The sequence below is a fragment of the Desulfoluna sp. HI9BLuna genome (genome assembly GCF_056829775.1).
In genome coordinates this window covers 4,327,227-4,343,441 of the sequence record NZ_CP186555.1, presented here as the reverse complement: position 1 = coordinate 4,343,441, position 16,215 = coordinate 4,327,227, and the positions used below count along the sequence as shown (strand labels likewise).

Below are 16,215 nucleotides of genomic sequence, written 5' to 3'. Positions count from 1 at the left end.
AGGCACCCAAGCATGACGGGGAGGCTGCGGTTTACGCCGCCTCCCCGCCTTGTTTCACGCCTTGCCCTTCATGGCCGCCATCACCTGTTTCTGAGCCTCCCTCTCCTCCCCTTTCAGATCAAAAAAACAACGCACACCCTTGGGATTGAAGCAACCGTTGCAGGCCACGCAGGCGGCCTTGGACCGGTCCCCCAGCCGCCAGCGCTTCACAAGGCCAGGCTCCCGAATCAGGGGCCGACACAGGGAAACGGCCTCAACGCCCTCCCCTGCCAAGGCAGCCTCAATGGCCTCAATGCGACGAAAGCCCCCCACACTGATCACCGGCGCCGACACTTCGGCCGCCAGCGCCTTCCCCGCTTCCAGGTGATAGGATTCATGCTTCATGGGCCTGCAGGGGGTCCAGGCCCCTGCAAAGGTTCCCCCGCTCAGTTCAATGGCATCGATGCCCCCGGCGTCCAGTTCCCTTGCCGCCACGAGCATTCCCCCAAAGGTCAACCCTTCCCCCTTTGTCTCGAAATCATCGCAGTTGAGCTTGGCCCAGACCGGGTAGGTTGAGCCGCAGACCCGCTTGATCTCCCGCAGGATATCCGAAAGGATGCGGGCGTTTTTCTCGGGGCTTCCTCCGTAGGCGTCTGTCCGCCGGTTGTACACAGGGCTCAAAAAGCGGCTCAACAGGTACCCGTGGGCAGCGTGGAGCTGGACCCCGTCAAACCCTGCACTCTTTGCCCTCAAAGCGGCCTCTCCGAACTCCGCCACCAGGGTCTCGATCTGCCCTGCGGAAAAAGGTGTGGGCAGGATCCCGCTGACAGGGTCCACAACGGCCGACGGGGCAAACACCTCTCCGGAAGGGGCGTGATGCAGCTGTGATCCCACATGGGCCAGTTGCGCCACCACGCGACCGCCGTGCCCATGGACGGCATCGGTCAGGGCCCTTAGCGCAGAAAGATCCGCGTCCGGGCCCATGTACACCGTCCGGGCAGAGGGGTTGTCCGTAGAGGCAAAACAGACATAGCCCGTGATGATCAGCCCCACCTCCCCTTTGGCCAGGCCGGTGTACATCTCGGTCATGGCCGGGCTGACCCTGCCCCCGTCATCGGCCATGGACTCATAGGTGGCCGACCTGAACACCCTGTTTTTCACCTCGATACCGCCTATCGTTCCTTGTTGAAATACCTTCATGCTTATCGTCTCCTTTGTGTTTTCGGCCTTAACATTAGACCGGTCGTATATTAATTAAACATAAAAAGCCTACGCCTGCCTTCTATGCGGGCTGGCTCACACGCTTCGACGCAACAGGATACCTTGCCGCTACGTGTCCATTATGGATTTAACCGCTCTGCCACAGGCAATCCTGTATATTTACAAGGCACAGATTTGACAAACAGCTCATACGATAGCGTGTGAATGAATGTCGTTTTAAAGGCGGATGTGATTTGACCCGAGAAGCGAGGGGCAAAACGCATCCGCAACCAGCTTTCAAGGTGGCACCCCTTGCCGCCGGAGGCAGGCTTTTCCTGCCCACTTTCATCATGAAAGGCATCGCTTTTATGCGCTTCATTCCTGTGAGGTGCCTTATGCCTTGGCGGGCCGAAACAGCCGGTCCAACAGGGCATCCATGACCCGGGGGAGATGCTCTGGGTCTCCGCCAATCTTCATCCCGAGGAGAGCCCCCTGCCAGGTGCTCCAGAAAATATCCGCAAGGGCCCGGGCGCTCAGGTCCTCCCGGAACAGGTGCCGTTGCTGGGCCTCCTCGATCAAGGCCACCACCTGCTCCCGGAACATCCCGGTCCCGCGCTGCATGGCATCCCGGCAGGGGCCGTCCGCATCGCCAATCTCGGCGGCGAGGTTTCCCACAAGGCATCCCCTGAAGCCATGGGTTTCCGAGGCCCTCAAAGAGAGCTCATACACACGGCGGAGCCCTTCCACGGGGTCGTCACCGGCAGCCTCCAGGCAGGCGTCCACCGACGCCTTCATCCCCAGGCAGTATCGGACGACGACCTCCGCCACGAATTCTTCTTTGCTTTTGAAATAATTATAAAAAGACCCTTTGGGCACACAGGCGGTATCCAGGATTCCCTTGAGGCCTGTCCCATGGTACCCGTGCTCCGCTATCATTGCCATGCCAAGCTCCAGCAAGGCCTCTCTGGTATGTTCGCTTTTTCGTGGTCGTGCCATATCTCCTTATTATGACCGATCGTCTACGAATGCAAGTTTTTTCCGACCCCGCCTATCAGCCTTCATTCGCCTTAGGCCTACCTAACTTTTTTCACGCCAACCACACCTTTTCCCTTGACCGCACAACCCCATCTCTATATGATATACCTCAAAAGATGAGCCACTCCCCCGGTTTCATCTTCAGGCCTCCCCGGCTTTTTCGTACCATCAAAAACAAACGGGGATGCCGTCCACATGGTAATCTCGAAGGCTCCCTATCCTTCGATTGATTATAGCCATTGCTTGGCAAATGCTTCCTTTCTCTCACCCAAATAAAAAAGGCCCGCCACCCCGGCGGGCCTTTTTTATTCCAGCCGGTTTCCCTTGAGTCTTCATCTTCACGCCGTATAACCGAACCTGCATCGCCGCACAAAAATCAAAATACGCACCGTAAAAAAGCAGGCCCGGAAAGGCGGTGGTCGTGGCAGGGAGGATGGACCGGAAGCCCGAGACGGTAGCAGCCACAATGCCTTGGTGTGGCCGCTCCGCTGCGCCGGCTACATCACGGGTCGAGTGCCCCTGAACCATGGTGGCGGCTTCTTTTTTAGGCTTACCGAACTTTTTTCATGTATATGATATTTTTTTCTTGACCCCAGACACATCCCCCTATAAGGTTGAGCACATCAGATGGGGCCATTCCCCCGGTCCTGACTGAAGGTTCCCCCAAACTGTCCAAAGAATCGGGGATGCCGATACTCCACATGATAATCCGTCGGAGGATTTCTATCCTCCGGCAGATTATAGCCATAGCTTGGCAAACGCTTCCTTTCTCTCACCCAAATAAAAAAGGCCCGCCATCCCGGCGGGCCTTTTTTATTGCAGCCTGTCTCCCTTGCGTTTACATCTTCACGCCGTAAAACCGGGAATACATCACCGGTACGAAAATCAGGGTGAGCACCGTGGAGAAAAGCAGGCCAAAGAGGATTGAGATGGCCATGGGCTCCCACATGATGCCGCCCCCCAGCCACAGGGGCAGCAGGCCCAAGGAGGTGGTGGCCGTGGTAAGCAGGATAGGCCGGAAGCGCTGGCAGGCGGCATCCACGATGGCCTGGGCCGGTTCCTTCTTCAGCTCCTCTTCTTCAATACGGATGCGATCCAAAAGCACAATGGCATTATTGATGACGATCCCCGCAAGGGAGATCACCCCCAGAAACGCCATGAACCCGAAATAGGAGCCGGTAATGAGCATGCCGATGATGACCCCGATGAGCCCCAAGGGGATGGTCAGCAAAATGATCAGGGGCTTTTTAAGGGAGTTGAACTGCCAGATCAGCAGCAACACGATGATCACCCCGGACCAGGGAAGCTTTTCCACCACAGCGCCCATGGCATCGGAGCTGCCTTCGGCGTCGCCGCCCAGCTCGTAGTGGGTGCCTGCGGGCCACCCGGCGGAGGCCTCATCCAGCCAGGGGGTAATGGCTTTGAACACGGAGCTTGCCGTGGTGTCTCCCCTGACGTCGCAGGTGATGGTCTGGGTGACGTTCAGATCCCGTCTCAGGATCTTGCCGGACTGCCACTCGGTGGTGATCTCCGCCACCTGTGTGAGGGGGATGCTCTTGCCGGTGCTGCGGGAGGTGATGGAGAGCCCCTCGATCTCCTCCACGGAGAGGGTCCCTGAACGGTTCTCCCGCATGATGATGGGAATGGCGTCCTCCCCTTCCCGGTAGGATCCGGTGCTGGAGCCCGAGAGCTCCGTTTCCAGGGCCACGGCAATGTCCTGGTTGGTCAGGCCCGCCATCTGGGACTTGATGGGGTCCACCTTCACCACCAGTTTTTTGGAGAGGAGGCCCCAGTCGTCGGAGATGTTGGTCGCCCCGGGGATCCTGGCCAACTCCGCCTTCACGGTTTCGGCGATGCGGTAGAGGGTTTCGGCCTCCCTTCCGATGATACGGACTTCCACGGGGTCTGCCGAGCCGCCGCCGCTCACCAGCCGCGAGACCTTGTATTTGGCATCCGGCCAGGTGGCGAGGAAATAGGCCTCCAGGGCTTCGATCACCGGGGTGCTGGCCTCATCCGAGGTGGTGTTGATGAGGATATGGGCGTTGTTGGGACTGGCCTCCGGGGCCACGTATCCCAGGTCGTATTTCGGGGCGCCCTCCCCGGTGTAGGTGGACCAGCTCACCACCCCCTCCCCCTCGTTGCCGTCCGGTGCCATCTTCTCCTGAATGAAGTCGTTGACGCCCTGCACGACCTGCTGGGTCCTCTCGATGTCCGTGCCCATGGGAAGTTCCACGTTCACCGTCACCAGAGGCCGATCGCTGGGGGGCATAAAGACAAAGGGGATGAATCGGAACAGCCACATGCAGACCACGAAAATACCCACGATGCCCCCGATGGTCACCCAGGGGCGCCTGAGGGAGAGCTCTAAGGCTGTTCGGTAGCGCCCGGCAAACCGGGTGAAGAGGCTCTCCTTCTCCCCTTCGGTTGAGACCCGGATGGCCTTGATGCACAGCAAGGCCACCATGGAGAGGGTGAGCAGCCAGGAGCAGATCAGGGCAATGGTGAGCACCACAAAGATCTGCCCCATGATCTCCCCCATCACCGACTCGGCCAGCCAGAAGGCCATGAAGGCCGCAGACGTGGTCAGCGAGGAGGTCAACAGGGGCACGGTAAGTTCCTTGGCCGAATCCACGGCCGCGTCCACCGGGGAGTCCCCCCCTTCCATCTTCACCATGATAGATTCGCTCATGACAATGGCGTTGTCCACCAGCATGCCCAGGGCAATGATGAGGGAGGCCAGGGAGACCTTGTTGAGCCCCACCCCAGCAAAACTCATGAGAAGAAGGGTCGTCACCATGGTGGCCGGAATAAGGGATGCCACCACCAGACCGGTTCGCAGACCCAGGAAGGCCAGCATGGTCAGCAGGACGATGACCACGGCCTGCACCAGGTTGCTGGTGAAATCGTTCACGGACTTTGCCACCACCGTGTCCTGGGAGGCCACCCGGAAAATCTCCACCCCGTAAGGGAGCTCCGCAAGCAGCTCGGCCACCTTGGCGTCCACCTGGCTGCCCAAAGAGAGGATATTGCCCCCTTTCATGAGGTTCACGCCGATGGCCAGGCCTTCCCGGCCGTTGATCTTGACGATGCTCTCCCTGGGGTCGGTGTACCCCCGGGTGATATCCGCGATGTCCCCAAGCTTCAGGACACGCCCGCCGCTTGACGCCACCACGATTTCGGAGAGGTCCTCCAGGGACTGAAAGTTGCCGGTGGGCTCCAGGATGATGCGCCGCCCGTCGGCCAGGATGTCCCCTCCGGGAACCACGATGTTGGTGGCCGAGATGATCTCCTGGAGCGTGTTCTTGGAGAGCCCCACCGCGGCGAGCCGTTCATTGGAAAAGGAGACGTAGATCCGCTCCTCCTGGGCCCCCTGGATCTCCACCTTGGCCGAGGCCGGGAGCTTGATCAGCTCATCGCGCACGTCGTCTGCCAGGTCGCTGAGTTCCGCCGGGGTGTAGCCGTCGGCAATGATCCCCAGGATGATCCCGAACACGTCCCCCAGCTCGTCGTCCACCCGCACGTGGGACCCGTCGGGAAGCTCCGGCTCCACGGCCTCCACCTTGCGCCGGATGCGGTCAAAAATCGGCTGCAGGTCCGTGGTGGACTCCAGGAGGTTGATGTTGATGATGGAGATGCCGGTGCGGGACTCGCTGGTGATGTAATCCACCTCGGGGACTTCCTGCACGGCCTTTTCGATGCGGTCGCTGATAAGGTTCACCACCCGCTCGGGGGAGGCCCCGGGGTAGGTGGTGACCACGTTGATTGTGCGAATGAGGAACGGAGGCATATCATCCCGGGGAAGGCTCTTAAAAATCGTAACCCCGGACAGGAAAAGCAGCCCCAGAACGGTATACACCAGCACGCTGTTTTTAATGGCAAATCTTGTAATCATGGTCCATATCCTGCTGCCCGCGCCCAGTAGGGGGAGGGGCGGGCCAAGGGGTTAGTCGGAAAGCAGCTTCACTTTTTTGCCGTCGGTGAGAAACGAAACGCCCGTTGTCACCACCTTCTCGCCGCCCTCAAGGCCGCTTAAGATCTCGAACCCGTGGGACATCATCCGTCCCACGGTGACCTGTTGCTTGGTCACCACGCCTTCCCCTTCCCCGGTCTTTTCAACGGTGTAGACGTAGTGTCCCGCGTAGTCCTTGGCCACGGCGTGGACCGGAACCATCAGGGCAGAGACCGCCCCTTCCCGCCCGAACCGGAAAACCACGGAAGCCGGCATGCCGGGCCGGATATCCGCCCGGGGCCCTTCCATGACCAGGGTCACGGGGTAGGTGTGGGTCTCGGGGTCCGACTCAAAGGCCACCTCCGTGACCCGGCCGCCGAACCTTTTGTCCGGCATGGCGGGATAGACGATGTCCGCGGTCTGGCCCTGGCTGATCTGGGCAATCCAGAGCTCGGGGATCCCCGCCTCCACCTCGATGGAGTCACCGGCCTGGACCACGGCCACCACCTGGCCGGAGGAGACGTTCTCATTGGCTTCCACCTCCCGGGCGGTGATGATGCCGTCCATGGGGGAGGCCAGGGTGTAGTAGGTCAGCTCCCGTTTCTGGAGCCGGACCGCACGCACGTCCACATCGTAGGCTGCCGACGCGTTGGCGTAGGTGTCCCGGGCCTTTTCGTACTCACTGACCGGGACGTTGTTGTTCTCGTACAGGGCCTTTGTCCGCTGAAGGTTGGATTTGGCGTTGTCGCTCTGGATGCGGGATTTTTCCAGGTCCACCAGGGCCTTTTCCAAGTTGAGCCTGGCATCCCTGTTGTCCAGGGTGGCCACAACCTGCCCCCGTTTGACCCGGTCCCCCACCCCGGCCTGCAGGGTCTCTATCTTGCCCCCGGTACGAAAGCTCATGCGCACCACGTCCCCGGCCTTGGTGATGCCGGAAAACCGCCGCTCCAGGTGGGTGGGAATCGGCGCCACCTCACGGTACTTCACCGCCCGGATCACTTCGGGTTCCTGCTGCTTATCGCCGCCGCAGCCGGTCATCGCGACCAAAAGCCCCGCAGCCACACCACATACGGCCTTCTTTTTCCATCCCATAAGGTCATCTCCCATGCTCACAGCCTCTCTGGCTGCAGGTCCTGATGATATATTCTGTGTTGATACGCAATGCCTGATCACTGATCGAACAAGGCCCGAATTCGCCCGGCAAAGGCTTCCGTCTCCGCAGGATCGGAGACCAGGGTCATTTTGCCCACGGTGCGCTCAAGCTTCAAAAGCGCCCTCACCTGCTCGTAAATGGCGTTGGTGGCCTCAAGATCCGCCGTCAACGACGAGTTCTGGGCCTCCACCAGGTCGGTGAGGGAGGCCTTCCCCTTGGCGTAGGAGTCGGCGATGAGGTCCAGGCTTTTTTTGGCGTACTCAGCCGACCTCACGGCCTGTTCCCGGTTCACATAGCGTGTGATGGTGTCCAGAAGGGCCACCCGCACGGCAAGTTCGATCTCTTTTTCGGCCTTTCGCCTCTTCTCTTCCAGCTGGGCCAGTGTCAGGCGCTCCCTGGCAAGCTCCACACGGTTCTCCCCCCCGGAAAACAGGGTCCAGGTGAGCTGGACCGAGGCGTCCCATCGTTCTTCATGGTAAAAAAGGGTGTCATCGGACCCGGCGCCCCCGCGATCCATATCCCGGACCCAGGTGCCTGCCGCGCTCACCGTGGGGACCCAGTTCTTTCTGGACAGCACCCCCGCACGGGTCTGCACCGCAGAAATGTTACTGGAAAGGGCCGACAGCTCCGGGGCATTCTCGATGGCCTCCGCCACCAGAAACTCCAGGTACATTTCAAACCCCTCGGTGTTGTTCAGCCGCCCTTCGACACTTCTCACCAGATAGCTTCCGGCCATAAAATTATCCAGGCCGGCATCCAGGGCCCGGGTCTTCTGGTTGATGGGAACCCCCATGATAAGGTTCAGGTTCCGTGACGCCACATTGACATTGGACCGCGCCGTGAACAACGAGGCCCTGGCCGTTGCCAGGCGGCTCTCCCAGCTGAACACGTCACCGGAGCCTGCGTACCCGGCCTCTTCGCGCTGCTTGGCGATGACAAGGTTTTTCCGGATAAGGGCCAGGTTGTCCATCTGGACCTTCTCTTCGGTGCGCGCCTTGAGAAGATCGGTGAAGGCCACGGTGGTGTCGAACACCGTATCCAGGACCAGGGCATGCCTGCTGTCCTGTTCGGCGGCCAGCAGGTCCTTCTGACTGGAGATGTTGCCGATGGCTTCGTCGGAATAAATCAGCTGCTCCACCACGGCGCTGCCCGAGGTGGTGCGCTCGGCCTGGGTGTTGTTGGAGGTTGCGGCCACATCCTCATCGATGTAGGTCTGGGAGCCCACCAGCTTCACGTCGGGAAGAAAGGAGGTGCCGGCCAGGCGAACAGCCTCTTTGGCCTGACGGACATCAAAGGTGTTGATGCGCAGGTCCGGGTTGGCGATAAGGGCGCTGTTCACCGCTTCCGGCAAGGTGTAAAAGGCACCGCCTTCCTGAAGGTCTCCCATGAGCTCGGCCCCGGAGAGCATCTCAAAGGAGGGAGAAAAGCCAATGGCCCGCGCCGTCTCCATGTTGATGGTCAGGGCCACCTCAAAGTCCATGTTCACGGGAAGATTGGCCAGCCTGTCGCCCCCGACCCACCCGTCGATGTTCAGGGCCACCCGCCTGGCCACCCGGTTGTAGGTCCCCTCCGGGGAGGCAGAGGCCAGGACCCCCTGGCGCACATCCCGAAGGGTGGCACCGAAGGTGGGGATCTTCATCTCTTTCAAGGCCTGGACCAGGGCGGGGCGCCCCACCTCTTCCTGGGCCCCCATGTACCCCACGTACACGGCATCCACCCCGCTGAGTTCGGCCAGCACCTCGTTGACCCCCTTGTTGGACGCCACAATGCGGTACCCGGACTCGGGCTTCAGGGCCTTGTCCAGCTCCGCCTCTTTTTTTTGGATCACATCGACCACCGACGGATCAAAGACGATGCCCACTTCCTCAAAGGAGGTCAGACGGCGAAACAGGAGCAGGTCCTCGGTGATGGAGTGGTTGAAATGGACATAGGTAAGGTTTGCGATGCCGGATCGGTCTTCGTCCCCGTCCCGGACCCCCTGGAGCACCGAATCCATGATGCCCACGGCAATCACGGGCTTGGTGTAGGGACCGGAGTCGGCAACCACCGAGGAACTCACCACCCCGATGGAGACAATGAGGTCCACCTCGGGGTCGGCCACCAGCTCCCGATAAAGCGCGCGCGCCTTATCGGCACTCCAGTCAATGGTCCCGCCCTTGCCCTCCCCCAGGGTGTAGGTGTACCGGGCACCGGCCAGCAGGTCCATTTCCTGGTGAACGAGCTCCAGAAACCGGGCCATGTCGCCGCTCGTATCGTCGGCGATGAGTCCCAGGGTGAGGTGGCGGGGCGAGGTGGCCCAGGCGGGCTGAGCCAAACCGCATACCAGAAGCAGCACCACGATGAAAAATCTCTGTTTCACGTTATGGACTCCTTAACTTATCAAAAGACATTCCGATCAGTTATCAACCGCGTCGCAGGATAACCATTGTCCCCGGCCAATTCGCAAGGGTTCTCACTATTGTTATGCATGATCAGGTTACTTAAACGATGGTCATCCTATCTCAACTCACCTCTTGAGGCAACGTCCCCTGACCCGTAAGGCGCAGGCGAACCTCGACAATCCGGCGCATTAAAGATAAAATGACACCGTCATATGCCCGTTTCACACCGCAATGTCAACCGGGAGGAGACATCATGTCCGAAGAACAATGGAATCCGGCCTCACTCATGGAAGCCTCAGGCGCGTACTGGCAGAGTTGCACCATCCACACCGGGGTCAAACTCGGTATCTTCACCCTCATCGGAGGGGAGACCCTTTCGGCCCGGCAAATCGCGGATCGGATCCACGGCGACCCCCGGGGGCTTGGGATCCTTCTCAACGCCCTGTCCGCCATGGGGCTCCTTGCCAAGGCCGGGGAGACCTTCACCAACCCACCCTTTGCCCTGAAATACCTTACCCGGGAATCCCCGGACTACATGGGCCACATCCTCATGCACCACCACCACCTGGTGGCCTCCTGGGAACGGCTGGACGAGGCGGCCCTCACCGGTGGCCCGGTCCGTCACGAGGAGACAAACCGCAGCGATGAAGAGCAGGAGAGTTTTCTGCTGGGGATGTACAACAACGCCTCCCTTTCGGCTCCGGCTGTTGCCGACGCCGTGGACCTCTCCGACTGCGCCACCCTTCTTGATCTGGGGGGAGGCCCCGGCACCTACGCCATCCAGTTCTGCAAAAAGAACCCCCAGCTCAGGGCCTGGGTGTACGACCTGGAAGGCACCGAACCCTTTGCCGTGAGCATCATCGACAAGCACCTCATGGGAGACCGCGTGGGGTTTGTCCCCTTTGATTTCATCCGTCACACCTTTGGCGACGCCGACCGCTTCGACGCGGCCTGGCTCTCCCATATCCTTCACGGTGAAAGCGAAGGCCAGGCCCTCTCCGTCATTGCCAAGGCCTCTTCCGCCCTCCACCCCGGCGGCAAGCTCCTCATCCATGAATTCATTCTGGAAGACACCAAGGACAGCCCGCTCTTCCCGGCTCTGTTCAGCCTCAACATGCTGGCCGTCACCGACCACGGAAGGGCCTACAGCTATTCGGAGCTGGGATCGATGATGGAACAAAGCGGGCTCACCGCCATCCGCCGCATCGACTACGGAAGCCCCAAGGGCACCGCCGTCATCGAAGGCATCAAGGCCTGACCGCCCGCAAATCGCCGGACATCAGTCCCCGGTCACAAGTTTCTGGGCAAAAAGCACCGCCAGAATGGCCAGGGACTCGGCATCGAGCCAGGCCGACACATCCGAGGCAAACAAGAGGGTGCATGAGGCTGGGAACTCTTCGTCGGCATCATTGAAACGCAGGCCCAGGGGGATGCGGGGAAGAAGGGAAAAGGTGGCGGCCAGGTCGTAGCTTTCTGCCCCGGCGTCCTCCCTGCCGCCGAGCAGGGCGCACGCCTCCCTCAGCCCGGGCAGGTGCCCGGCGAATCGGTGTTGAATGGGTTTTAAGGCATTGTCGGAGAAATAGACAGCCAAGGGGCCGGAGCCATCGACCTCCCGGTAGGTGATCCAGTCACCGCGGACGGGAAGCGCCTCCGGACAGCGGAGGATGTAGTTCATCAGGACGATGCTTTCGGAAAACCCCGGGGCCTTGCCCCCGGGCCCGACGACCCCGATGCGCGAGACCGACATGGAATCGTTGAGGAAGGAAAACACCAGGGAATTGTCGTGCACCGAGGCACCCAGGCGCTCTGCCCGGCTCAGGTAATCACACGCCGCAAGCTGCTTCAGGTACCAGCCGTAGGTCTTCTCAAACACCGTCAAGGAATCGCTCATTTCGCCTCCTCTCATCGCTGTGGGTGCCCACGGACGTTTTCCTCCGCGAAGAAAATCACCTCCACCATACAGGCCCCTCCCTGGCGTGCACAAGTCACTTTTTTCCTGGTTCAAAAAGAGGGCACATGAAAAAGCGCAGGATTTTGGAGGGGCGTTCGTTGTATGTATAACCATGGTAGCTTGAAAAACGACCAAGAACCGCATGCCGCCGGCCACTGTTCAGGGCCACGCCCCCTTGCGACGCCAGCAGCCTGCAATACATTGACCTCAATCCGCTGAACCAGGCCAAAGCCCGAGGTGACCGCTATGGAACACCCTTTAGACGAAACCCTCCACGCCTATGTGGACAACGCCCTTGACAGGCAGGGTGAAAAAGCTGTCGAGGCCCATCTCTCCCAGTGCCTGCGCTGCCGCCGGGAAGTTGATGAGCTGGCCCTTCTTTTTGACGACCTCAAGGGCCTGCCCTCCCTCCCGCCAGACAGGAAGATGGTAACCCGGATCCTTCTTGCCCGACGCCGTGAGGAGGCAAGCCGCCCCGTCACCTTCAACCTCATCGGTGCTCTTTTCGGCCGCGTCGGCTGGGCGGCCGTGGCCGTGGGGCTCATGGCCGGAGGGCTCCTTGGGTATGCGTCCCTTACCATCCGGGGCCTTGACCGTCCCGCGTATGAGGCGGCCCAACCCCTGGCCCAGGAGGACCCCTTCCTCGGCTACCTGATCAGCGACAACGGGGATGTCCTATGAACCGACGAATTATTCTCCTTCTCCTGGCCTTCTCCCTCTGCCTCAACGCCGGATTTCTCGTTGCGGCCTTTGTGTGGAGCCCCTCTTCGGAGCACGGGGAGGCAAAGCACCCGTTCCGGGCGTACTCGCGTCACCTGGAGCTGCTGAAAGGCCTCGACCTTCCCGAAGCGACCCTTCGACAAGCCACGGACCTGCTCGAGACCTTCATGGAAAAGCGCACCAGGCTCATCGTGAAAAAACTCGACCACAAACTCGAGACCCTGGCCCGGCTTGAAAAAAACCCCGCCCTTTCCCGGGCGGATTTAAAGACGTTCCACGCGGAAGAAGAGCGCATCGAAGCCGACATCTCCGCCCTTGATTTTGAGTATTCTTTAAGCATGCGCCGCCTGTTGCCGCCGGACAAAATGGCCATGATGTACGCCAACGCTGCTGAACTGATTCGCCCGCACCGGGAGAGAATGGCCGCCTGGAAAAAGACGGCTCACTAAAGTCTTTGGACACCCCGTACCATGAACCTTGGAACACCGTGGAAAGCACTGGACGATGCCGACCTGATGAGGGCCCTTGCCCTTGAAAAGGAGCGGGCCTTTCGCGAGCTGGTGGAACGCCATCAGCCCGGTCTCTACAGCTTTGCCCTGCGGTTCTGCAAGGTACGGGAGGAGGCCGAAGATGCCGTCCAGGAGACCTTTTTGCGCCTGTTCAGAAACCGGCACCGCTTCGACACCTCGGGCAGCGTGAAAGCTTATCTGTATAAGGTCTGCCGCAACCTGCTCATCGACGCGGCCCGAAAAAAGCGCCCCGAGCCCCTCAACGGCACCGTGGACATGGACCCCGGGCCTTCGGCCTTCGACACCCTGAGCCGCAAAGAGGGGCAGCACTCCCTCTCCCGTGCCCTGGACAACCTCCCGGAAAACCAGCGCATGGCCATGGTGCTGCGCCACACCCAGGAGCTCAGCTACGCGGAAATCTCAGAGGTCATGGGCCTCTCCCTCTCCGCCGTGGAATCCCTCCTCGTGAGGGCCCGGCGTAGCCTTCGCAAACGACTGCAGGCCTCGGCCGCTTAATTTTTTTCTTTTTTAAGGATCCGCATGCCCCTTTTGTTTCGACATCTGCCTTTCAAGGCCTGGCTGGCCGCCCTTCTCTTGACCGTTGCAGCCTGCACCCCCTTTGCGCCCCAGCAAACGGGCCCGGCTCCCCTTCCCCTTCCGGAGCGCTATACCCTCTACCCCCAGGACTCCTCTTCGGAAGGGAGCCGCTGGTGGCTCTCCTTTGACAATGAGGAGCTCAACGGGCTCATGGACGACGCCCTTTCAGACAGCCTCACTCTCCAGGAGGCCTGGGCCCGCCTGAAGCAGAGTGCGGCCCAGCACAAGGCCAAAGGGGCGGCCCTTTACCCGACCCTTTCCGGAGAAGCCGGGGCCGAAACAACATGGCGCGGAGGAGACGACACCACCGAGGAGAGCACAGATACCGTCTCCCTGGGCCTTGCCGCCTCCTACGAGGTGGACCTCTGGGGCCGCCTCAAGTCCCTGGAAGAGTCCGAACGCCAGCGCCTCCTGGCCAGCCGTGCCGACGTGGAGACCGCGGCGGTCACCCTCACCGGAGAGGTGGCGGAAACCTGGCTGGCGCTGGTGGCCATCCGAAACGAAATCGCCCTGGTGGAAGAACAGATGGATCTCAACAAGACCCTGCTCACCGCCCTGACGTGGCGGTTTGAAAATTCCCTGGTCTCTGCCGTGGATGTGTTGAGGCAAAAAAAGGTGATTGAGCGCCAGCTCTCGGAGCTGCCTTCCCTCAGGCTCCAGGAGAGCCGCCTTGAAAACAGCCTGGCCCTGCTCCTGGGCAAACCGCCCGGGGCGGCACCCGCTGTCCGTACCACCTCCCTGCCCGACCTGGGCCCCCTTCCGCCCACCGGGATCCCGGCGGACCTTCTGGCCATGCGGCCCGATGTCCGGGCCGCGGGCCTCAGGCTCAAGGCCGAGGAGTGGGAGATCTCAGCGGCCAGGGCAGACCGCCTTCCCGCCCTCTCCATCACGGGCAGGGCCCGATACACCTCGGACGGGGTGGACACCCTCTTTGACAACTGGCTGGCCAACCTCGCCGCCAACCTCACCGGCCCCATCTTCGATGCGGGCAAACGCAAAGCCGAGGTAGAAAGGGCCCAGGCCCAGGCAGAAGAGCGCCTGGCCACCTACCGCCGCACCGTGCTCACCGCCCTGTCCGAGGTGGAAAACAGCCTCGTGGGCGAGGTGCGACAAAAAGAGACCGTGGCAGCCCTCACCCGGGAGGTGGAAACCGCCCGGATCACCCTGCTTGAAGCAGAGACCCAGTACACCCAGGGGGTCTCCGACTACGTCAACCTCCTCGACGAGCTTAAGGACCTCCAGGAGCTTCAGAGAAAACTGGTCCAGGAAAAAGCCCGCCTTGTCAAAGAACGCGTCGCCCTGCACCGGGCCCTGGGCGGCAGCTGGCCCCAAGTCCTTGCCCCCGAACCAGCCCGTGACACCGCCACCGCCGAAGGTACCAACGAACAGACCAAGGGAGTTCCCACCGAATCATGATCCGCACCCCTCAACCGAACCCAAAGGCCCCGTTGTCCCCTCTCCTTGTGCGTGTGGGCCTGCCCCTTTTCATCCTGGCAGCAGCCTTTCTCTTTGCAAGCCATCTCATGGAGACCAGGCCCAAGGCCGAAAAACGCCCCCGCACCTCCCTGCCCCCTCTGGTGCGCTGGGAAGAGACCCGGCTCAGCGACCACCCGGTGACCGTCACGGCCATGGGAACGGTGCGCGCCTCCTCCCAGATAGACCTCAAGGCCCGTGTCAGCGGCCAGGTGGAGTGGCTCGCCCCCGCCCTCGTGCCCGGGGGACGATTCAAAAAAGGGGACACCCTGGTCAAGCTTGACAAGGCCGACCTGGACATCTCCCTGGCCCTGGCCGGGGCAAAGCTCCAGCAGGCCCGGGCAGACCTCTCCCTGGAGCAGGGAAGCCAGGAAGTGGCCCGAAAAGAGCTGGCCCTCATGGAGACCACCATGGGACACCGGGTAAAAGACCAATCCCTGGCCCTGCGGCTTCCCCAGCTTAAGATTGCCGAAGCAAACCTGGCCCTGGCCGAGGCTGACCTGGACAAGGCCCTTCTGGACCTGGCCCGAAGCGAGATCAAGGCGCCCTTTGATGGCATCGTGCTCTCCCGCAGCGCCTCCATGGGCACCCTGGTCACGGAGGGGCAAACCGTTGCCACCCTGGCCTCGGATGCGGTCTGGTGGGTGGAGGCGACCCTGCCCGTCTCAAACCTGGCCTGGCTGCGCATCCAAAAGGACAACGGCGACCAGGCAAGCCGGGCACGCATCCTGCCCCGCAGCGGCGGGGCATTTCAGGGACAGCTACTGCAGGTCCTGGGCGATTTGAACGACACCAGCCGCATGGCCCGCGTACTCATTGAGGTGGCCGATCCCATGGAACAGGCCGCTGCCACGGGTGCCCCGCCACTGCTGCTCAACAGCTACGTCACCGCGGAGCTGGAGGGCACGCCCCTTCGCGGTATCATCGCCCTGCCCGACCGGGCCCTCCGGGACGGAAACGAGGTCTGGGTGGCCGAAGGGGACACCCTGCGCATCCGCACGGTCCGCATCGCCTGGCGGGAAGGCTCCACGGTCTTCACGGACAGGGGCCTGGCCCCGGGGGAACGCGTCATCCTCTCGGACCTCTCGTCCCCTGCCGACGGCATGAAGATCCGCACCGGAGAAAAAAAGACGCCCGCGGCCCAGCCGGGGGCCAAGCAACTGAAAAGTCCGGCAAACAGCTAAACACGAAACGTTTCAATGCATGCACTGGGCCATGGCAGGAACCAGCGTTCAAGGTGCCCACCTTGCCGCCGGAGAGACGTGATG

The 16,215-nt window shown here is 61.4% G+C and carries 12 protein-coding genes; 6 read left to right on the top strand and 6 right to left on the bottom strand.

Going from position 1 to position 16,215, the window contains the following annotated elements:
- Positions 1-54 precede the first annotated feature (54 nt).
- From ACOYW0_RS17615 to ACOYW0_RS17595, 5 genes are all read right to left on the bottom strand, one after another.
- On the bottom strand, positions 55-1,179 hold the full coding sequence (locus tag ACOYW0_RS17615; RefSeq protein ID WP_482415117.1) for an NADH:flavin oxidoreductase: 1,125 nt from the start codon (positions 1,177-1,179) through the stop codon (positions 55-57).
- A 393-nt stretch (positions 1,180-1,572) separates the two neighbouring features.
- On the bottom strand, positions 1,573-2,175 hold the full coding sequence (locus ACOYW0_RS17610; RefSeq protein ID WP_482415116.1) for a TetR/AcrR family transcriptional regulator: 603 nt from the start codon (positions 2,173-2,175) through the stop codon (positions 1,573-1,575).
- A gap of 877 nt (positions 2,176-3,052) precedes the next feature.
- Complete coding sequence (locus tag ACOYW0_RS17605; protein ID WP_482415115.1) at positions 3,053-6,106, bottom strand: efflux RND transporter permease subunit; 3,054 nt, start codon at positions 6,104-6,106, stop codon at positions 3,053-3,055.
- A gap of 51 nt (positions 6,107-6,157) precedes the next feature.
- Positions 6,158-7,255: an efflux RND transporter periplasmic adaptor subunit gene (locus ACOYW0_RS17600; protein ID WP_482415114.1), complete on the bottom strand. Its 1,098-nt coding sequence runs from the start codon at positions 7,253-7,255 to the stop codon at positions 6,158-6,160.
- A gap of 77 nt (positions 7,256-7,332) precedes the next feature.
- Entirely contained in the window at positions 7,333-9,675 is a 2,343-nt protein-coding gene (locus tag ACOYW0_RS17595) for a TolC family protein (RefSeq protein WP_482415113.1), read from the bottom strand.
- A gap of 275 nt (positions 9,676-9,950) precedes the next feature.
- Between ACOYW0_RS17595 and ACOYW0_RS17590 the strand changes: the two genes are divergently transcribed.
- Entirely contained in the window at positions 9,951-10,955 is a 1,005-nt protein-coding gene (locus ACOYW0_RS17590) for a methyltransferase (RefSeq protein WP_482415112.1), read from the top strand.
- A 21-nt stretch (positions 10,956-10,976) separates the two neighbouring features.
- Here ACOYW0_RS17590 and ACOYW0_RS17585 read toward each other — a convergent pair whose 3' ends face one another.
- Positions 10,977-11,588, bottom strand: a complete 612-nt coding sequence (locus ACOYW0_RS17585; RefSeq protein WP_482415111.1) for a DUF3786 domain-containing protein — start codon at positions 11,586-11,588, stop codon at positions 10,977-10,979.
- 306 nt (positions 11,589-11,894) lie between these two features.
- Between ACOYW0_RS17585 and ACOYW0_RS17580 the strand changes: the two genes are divergently transcribed.
- Genes ACOYW0_RS17580 through ACOYW0_RS17560 form a run of 5 tightly spaced genes read left to right on the top strand, consistent with a single transcriptional unit; the run spans position 11,895 to position 16,131 of the window.
- The gene (locus ACOYW0_RS17580) at positions 11,895-12,329 is read left to right on the top strand and encodes an anti-sigma factor family protein (protein WP_482415110.1); all 435 of its coding nucleotides are present in this window, start codon (positions 11,895-11,897) and stop codon (positions 12,327-12,329) included.
- Positions 12,326-12,817: a hypothetical protein gene (locus ACOYW0_RS17575; protein WP_482415109.1), complete on the top strand. Its 492-nt coding sequence runs from the start codon at positions 12,326-12,328 to the stop codon at positions 12,815-12,817. The genes ACOYW0_RS17580 and ACOYW0_RS17575 overlap by 4 nt, the downstream gene beginning before the upstream one ends.
- A gap of 21 nt (positions 12,818-12,838) precedes the next feature.
- Positions 12,839-13,393 (top strand): RNA polymerase sigma factor, encoded by a 555-nt coding sequence (locus ACOYW0_RS17570; RefSeq protein ID WP_482415108.1) that lies wholly within the window; start codon positions 12,839-12,841, stop codon positions 13,391-13,393.
- Between the two features lie 24 nt (positions 13,394-13,417).
- The gene (locus ACOYW0_RS17565; RefSeq protein ID WP_482415107.1) at positions 13,418-14,890 is read left to right on the top strand and encodes an efflux transporter outer membrane subunit; all 1,473 of its coding nucleotides are present in this window, start codon (positions 13,418-13,420) and stop codon (positions 14,888-14,890) included.
- Positions 14,887-16,131 (top strand): efflux RND transporter periplasmic adaptor subunit, encoded by a 1,245-nt coding sequence (locus ACOYW0_RS17560; RefSeq protein ID WP_482415106.1) that lies wholly within the window; start codon positions 14,887-14,889, stop codon positions 16,129-16,131. Before ACOYW0_RS17565 ends, ACOYW0_RS17560 begins: the two co-directional genes overlap by 4 nt.
- The last annotated feature ends 84 nt before the right edge of the window (positions 16,132-16,215 follow it).

Bases quoted from the DNA above. Each gene is read 5' to 3' on its own strand.
- ACOYW0_RS17570 (WP_482415108.1), top strand. From the start codon at position 12,839: ATGAACCTTGGAACACCGTGGAAAGCACTGGACGATGCCGACCTGATG.
- ACOYW0_RS17590 (WP_482415112.1), top strand. From the start codon at position 9,951: ATGTCCGAAGAACAATGGAATCCGGCCTCACTCATGGAAGCCTCAGGC.
- ACOYW0_RS17605 (WP_482415115.1), bottom strand. From the start codon at position 6,106: ATGATTACAAGATTTGCCATTAAAAACAGCGTGCTGGTGTATACCGTT.
- ACOYW0_RS17560 (WP_482415106.1), top strand. From the start codon at position 14,887: ATGATCCGCACCCCTCAACCGAACCCAAAGGCCCCGTTGTCCCCTCTC.
- ACOYW0_RS17615 (WP_482415117.1), bottom strand. From the start codon at position 1,179: ATGAAGGTATTTCAACAAGGAACGATAGGCGGTATCGAGGTGAAAAAC.
- ACOYW0_RS17575 (WP_482415109.1), top strand. From the start codon at position 12,326: ATGAACCGACGAATTATTCTCCTTCTCCTGGCCTTCTCCCTCTGCCTC.
- ACOYW0_RS17580 (WP_482415110.1), top strand. From the start codon at position 11,895: ATGGAACACCCTTTAGACGAAACCCTCCACGCCTATGTGGACAACGCC.
- ACOYW0_RS17610 (WP_482415116.1), bottom strand. From the start codon at position 2,175: ATGGCACGACCACGAAAAAGCGAACATACCAGAGAGGCCTTGCTGGAG.
- ACOYW0_RS17565 (WP_482415107.1), top strand. From the start codon at position 13,418: ATGCCCCTTTTGTTTCGACATCTGCCTTTCAAGGCCTGGCTGGCCGCC.
- ACOYW0_RS17600 (WP_482415114.1), bottom strand. From the start codon at position 7,255: ATGGGATGGAAAAAGAAGGCCGTATGTGGTGTGGCTGCGGGGCTTTTG.
- ACOYW0_RS17585 (WP_482415111.1), bottom strand. From the start codon at position 11,588: ATGAGCGATTCCTTGACGGTGTTTGAGAAGACCTACGGCTGGTACCTG.